This is a genomic window from Micromonospora sp. M51, from assembly GCF_018070305.1.
Classification (GTDB): domain Bacteria; phylum Actinomycetota; class Actinomycetes; order Mycobacteriales; family Micromonosporaceae; genus Micromonospora; species Micromonospora parva.
This window is the reverse complement of record NZ_JAGPXZ010000549.1, coordinates 1-4,292: the sequence shown is the minus strand read 5'-3', so window position 1 is coordinate 4,292 and position 4,292 is coordinate 1. Positions and strand designations below refer to the sequence as shown.

The 4,292-nt window shown below is 73.9% G+C and carries 2 protein-coding genes; one reads left to right on the top strand and one right to left on the bottom strand.

The annotated features are described in order from the left end of the window. Positions 1-3,406 (bottom strand): type VII secretion protein EccCa (eccCa, locus tag KBX53_RS24220; RefSeq protein ID WP_210861818.1); only part of this gene is annotated, 3,406 nt, incomplete at its 3' end. A 101-nt stretch (positions 3,407-3,507) separates the two neighbouring features. On the opposite strand from eccCa, the gene eccD reads away from it, so the two are divergent. After that, positions 3,508-4,292, top strand: a 785-nt coding sequence (eccD, locus tag KBX53_RS24215; protein ID WP_210861817.1) for a type VII secretion integral membrane protein EccD, incomplete at its 3' end; no start/stop codon positions are given.

Sequence of the window (4,292 nt, the reverse complement as noted above, 5' to 3'; positions counted from 1 at the left end):
GGAACGACGACTTGCCGCACTCCGAGTCCCCGAAGACCACGAAGTGCGGCTCGGCGGCGAAGTCGAGCAGCACCGGGCGCAGGTCCGCCTCCGCGATCCCGATCGGCAGCCGCAGCCCGGCCGTCGAGGTGAGGTCCAGATCGGCGTACGGCAGCGCCGGCGGGAGCAGCCGCACCCGGGGCGCCACGGGACCCGCCCACCCCTCGGCGGCCCGCTTGACCAGATCGGCGGTGTCGCCACCGGCGGTACCGAGCTGAGGCAGTGCGGTGAGGAAGTGCAGGCCCTCCGCGGTCACCCCTCGGCCGGGGCGCTCCGGCACGTTCGCGGCGGCACGCCGGGCCACCAGCGAGTCGGCCGGGTCGCCCAGGCGCAGCTCCAGTCGGGAGCCGAACAGGTCCCGGATCGCCGGGCGGAAGTCCAGCCAGCGCAGCGCGGTGGCGACCACGTGCAGCCCGTACGACAGGCCCCGGGTGGCCAGGTCGGTGACGAGTGGCTCCAGGTCGTCGTACTCGCCGCGGATGGTGCTCCACCCGTCGATCACCAGGAACACGTCACCGTACGGGTCGACGCCCGGCTGACCGGCCGTCCCCGCCGCCGCTCGCCGCTGCCGGTACGCGGCCATCGACTCCACGCTCAACTCCGCGAAGCGGCGTTCCCGATCGACCAGCAGGGTGGTCATCTCGCCGACGGTGCGTCGTACCGCGGTCGGGTCGGCGCGGCCGGTCACACCGCCCACGTGCGGGAGGTCGCGCAGTGCGGCCAGCCCGCCGCCACCGAAGTCGAGGCAGTAAACCTGCACCTCGGCCGGCGTGTGGGTGAGCGCCAACGCGCAGATCAGCGTGCGCAGGGCGGTGGACTTGCCGCTCTGCGGCGCACCGACCACCGCGACGTGCCCGGCGGCGCCGTCCAGTGCCAGCCAGAGCAGGTCCCGGCGCTGTTCCAAGGGTTTGTCCACGATCGCCATCGGCACGCCGAGTGCGCCGTGCAGCTCCGGGTTGCCGACGGTGAGCCCGCGCTTCGGGTGCACCTCGACCGGGCCGAGCACCTCGTCCAGGGCCGGCGGCTGACCGAGCGGTGCGAGCCACACCTGGTGCGCCGGGGGGCCCTGCCCGACGAGCCGGTTCACCAGCAGGTCGAGCAGCGTGCTGCCCCCCTCCTCCTCTGCCACGACCGGTACGACCGGGGACGCCGGCTCGGCCACCGGTACGACGTGGGTGGTGAAGGTGAGCAGCCGGGCGCCCCCCTCGGCGGCGGCGACGCCCGGTGCGGTCCGTCGGCGGACGGCACCGGAGACGTACGCGGCCTTGAAGCGGGCCAGCGGGTCGGTGCCGGCGCGCAGGTAGCCGTGGCCCGGCGAGCGGGGCAGCTCGTGGGCGTCCGCGACGCCGAGCACCGTGCGGGACTCCAGCGCCGAGAAGGTGCGCAACCCGATCCGGTACGACAGGTGGGTGTCCAACCCACGGAGCCGGCCTTCCTCCAACCGTTGGCTGGCGAGCAGCAGGTGCACGCCGAGCGACCGGCCCAGTCGGCCGATCTGCACGAACAGGTCGATGAAGTCGGGCTTGGCGGAGAGCAGTTCGGAGAACTCGTCGCAGATCAGCAGCAGTGACGGCAGCGGTGCGAGCGGGCTGCCGGCCGCCCGGGCCCGCTCGTAGTCGCGCACGCTGGCGAAGTTGCCGGCGCGTCGCAGCAACTCCTGACGGCGGACCAGCTCCCCGTTGATCGCGTCCACCATGCGGTCGACGAGTGGCAACGCGTCGGCCAGGTTGGTGATCACGGCCGCGGTGTGCGGCAGCCGGTCGAACGAGGCGAAGGTGGCCCCACCCTTGAAGTCGACCAGCACGAAGTTGAGCTGCTCGGAGCTGTGCGTGGCGGCAAGCCCCAGCACCAGCGTGCGGAGCAGCTCGGACTTGCCGGACCCGGTCGCCCCGATGAGCAGGCCGTGCGGGCCCATGCCGTCCTGGGCGGACTCCTTGAGGTCCAGCTCGATGGCGCCGCCGTCGGTGCCCACCCCGATCGGCACCCGCAACCGGTCTCGTGCCGAACGCGGTAACCAGCCCTGTTCCGCTGTGAAGCTCTCCGGGTCGCCGAGACCGAGCAGCTCGGGCAGACCCAGGTCGGCCTGGAACGGGGCGTCCGGCCCACGGGCCGTGCCGGCGAGGCGCAGCGGCGCCAACCGTCGGGCCACCGCCTCGGCGTCGGCCAGGTCCAACTGGTCGGCGGTGCCCACCTCGGCGTGCCCGTCGGACGACCACGAGTGCAGCCGTCGGCCGTGCAACTCCAACAGCAGCGCGTACCGGTCCAGCAGTCGGGGCGGCGGAGTGTCCAGGTCCAGCACGGTGACCGCGTCGATGCCGCCGTCGCCGGTCAGCTCGCTGGCCCCGGTCAGGTCGCCGCCGTCGAGGACCACCACCACGTGCGGGCCGTCGGTGGCCGGGCCGGCCGGACTGAACCGGGACCGGGTGGCCAGCACGTCGGCCAGCAGCGACTCCAGTTCGGCGGCGGAGCTGGTGACCAGCCGTACCGGGCCGAGCGCGTCGGTGCGGGTGGGGTGGTGGGCGTGCGGGAGCCACTTCACCCACTCCCAGCAGGCCCGGCGTTCCGGCCCGGCGCAGACCGCGACGAGCAGTTCGTCGGGGGCGTGGAAGACCGCCAGTTGGGTCAGTACGGCCCGGACCAGCGCCTGCGCCGCCGGGTCCGCGCTGGGGGGCGCGCCGGTGGTCGGGGTGGTCGCCGGGGTGCGGCCGGCGGGTCGCACGTGCACCCGGGCGAAGCTGCGCAGCGACAGCGCCACCGGCAGGTCCGGCACCACTGAGTACGCGTCCAGGAAGCGGCGCAGCGCGCCGGCGGTCATCGGCTCAAGCTCCTCCAACGGTCGGGTGACCGGTGGGACGAGTGGCGTGGCGAGGGTCTGCGGCCCGACGGCGACGCGTACCACGGCGAAATCCCGGTCGGCGGGACGCCGCTCCCAGACCCGGTGGCTGTCCACCGTCGACCAGAGCCGACCCGGATCCGGGTGCCGGTAGTAGAGCCCGGCCCGTTGTTGGCCGGCGGTCCGCCGGACCCGCCGCCGCAGCGTGGCCAGGTGGCGCAGGTACTCCCTGCGGGCGGCCATCATCTCGGACTTCTTCGGGGTGCCGGAGGCGCTGCCCCAGGACGTCACCAGCATCGCCAACGAGGAGAGCCCGAACATCCCGCCCACCACGTACGAGTAGGCGCCGCCACCGCGGCCGAACATCATCGCCATCGCCACGGTGCCGCCGAGCATGGGCAGCAGCATGAGCATCTGCTGCCACCGTCCACCGGTCACCACGGGGATCTCCGGCGGCGCGTCCACCGACACCTCACCGGCGGGAATCTCCGGCGCTGGTCGGCGTGGTGGGCGCTTGATGACGACGGTGGACACTCGGCCTCCTGACAGCGCTGGGTAACCCGAGCCTGGCTCATGGTAGGTAAAGTCCTGTCGTCCGCGCAGCCTCCGATCCCACTCGATATGGAGATCAGTCGATGACTACCGGGCTGGCACGCGTCACCATCAGCGCGCCGCAACGACGGGTGGACGTCGCCCTGCCGGAGCAGGTGCCGCTGGCCGAGCTGCTGCCCGACGTGCTCCGACACGCCGGTGTCGGGCTGGCCGACGACGGCGAGCAGCACGGCGGTTGGGTGCTCCGCCGCACCGACGGGGCGCTGCTGGTGACGGCACAGGCGTTGTTGCCGCAGGGGGTCCGCGACGGTGAGGTGCTGCACCTCGTGCCGGCCCGCGCCCACTGGCCCGAGTTGGAGTACGACGACGTCATCGAGGCGATCGCCGAGGGTGCCCGTCGCCGGGGTGGCGCCTGGTCGCCCACCGCCACCCGGGCGGCCGGTCTGGCCGGTGCCGCCGTACCGCTCGCTGTCGGACTGCTCGCGCTGCTCGCCGGTGGACCGACCCACCGGGCCGGTTGGCTGGCGGCCGGCGCGGTGGCGCTGGTGCTCACCGTCGCCGCCACGGTGGCCTCCCGGGCCAACGGCGACGGTGCCGCCGGGGCGACGCTCGGCGGCTACGCGCTGCCCTACGCGTTCACGGCCGGAGCCCTGGCGGTCGGCTCCGGCGACCCGGTCGGACCGTTCGGGCCGGCCCGCTGGGTGGGCGCTCCGGAACTGCTGGCCGGCTCGGTCGCGCTGCTGCTGGTGGCGCTGATCGGTTTCCTCGGGGTGGCCAGCCGACTGCGGGTCTTCGTGGCCGGTGTCACTGTCGGGCTGATCGGTGCGGGGGCCGCGCTCGGTGCGCTGGTGATGACCACGGCCGGTAC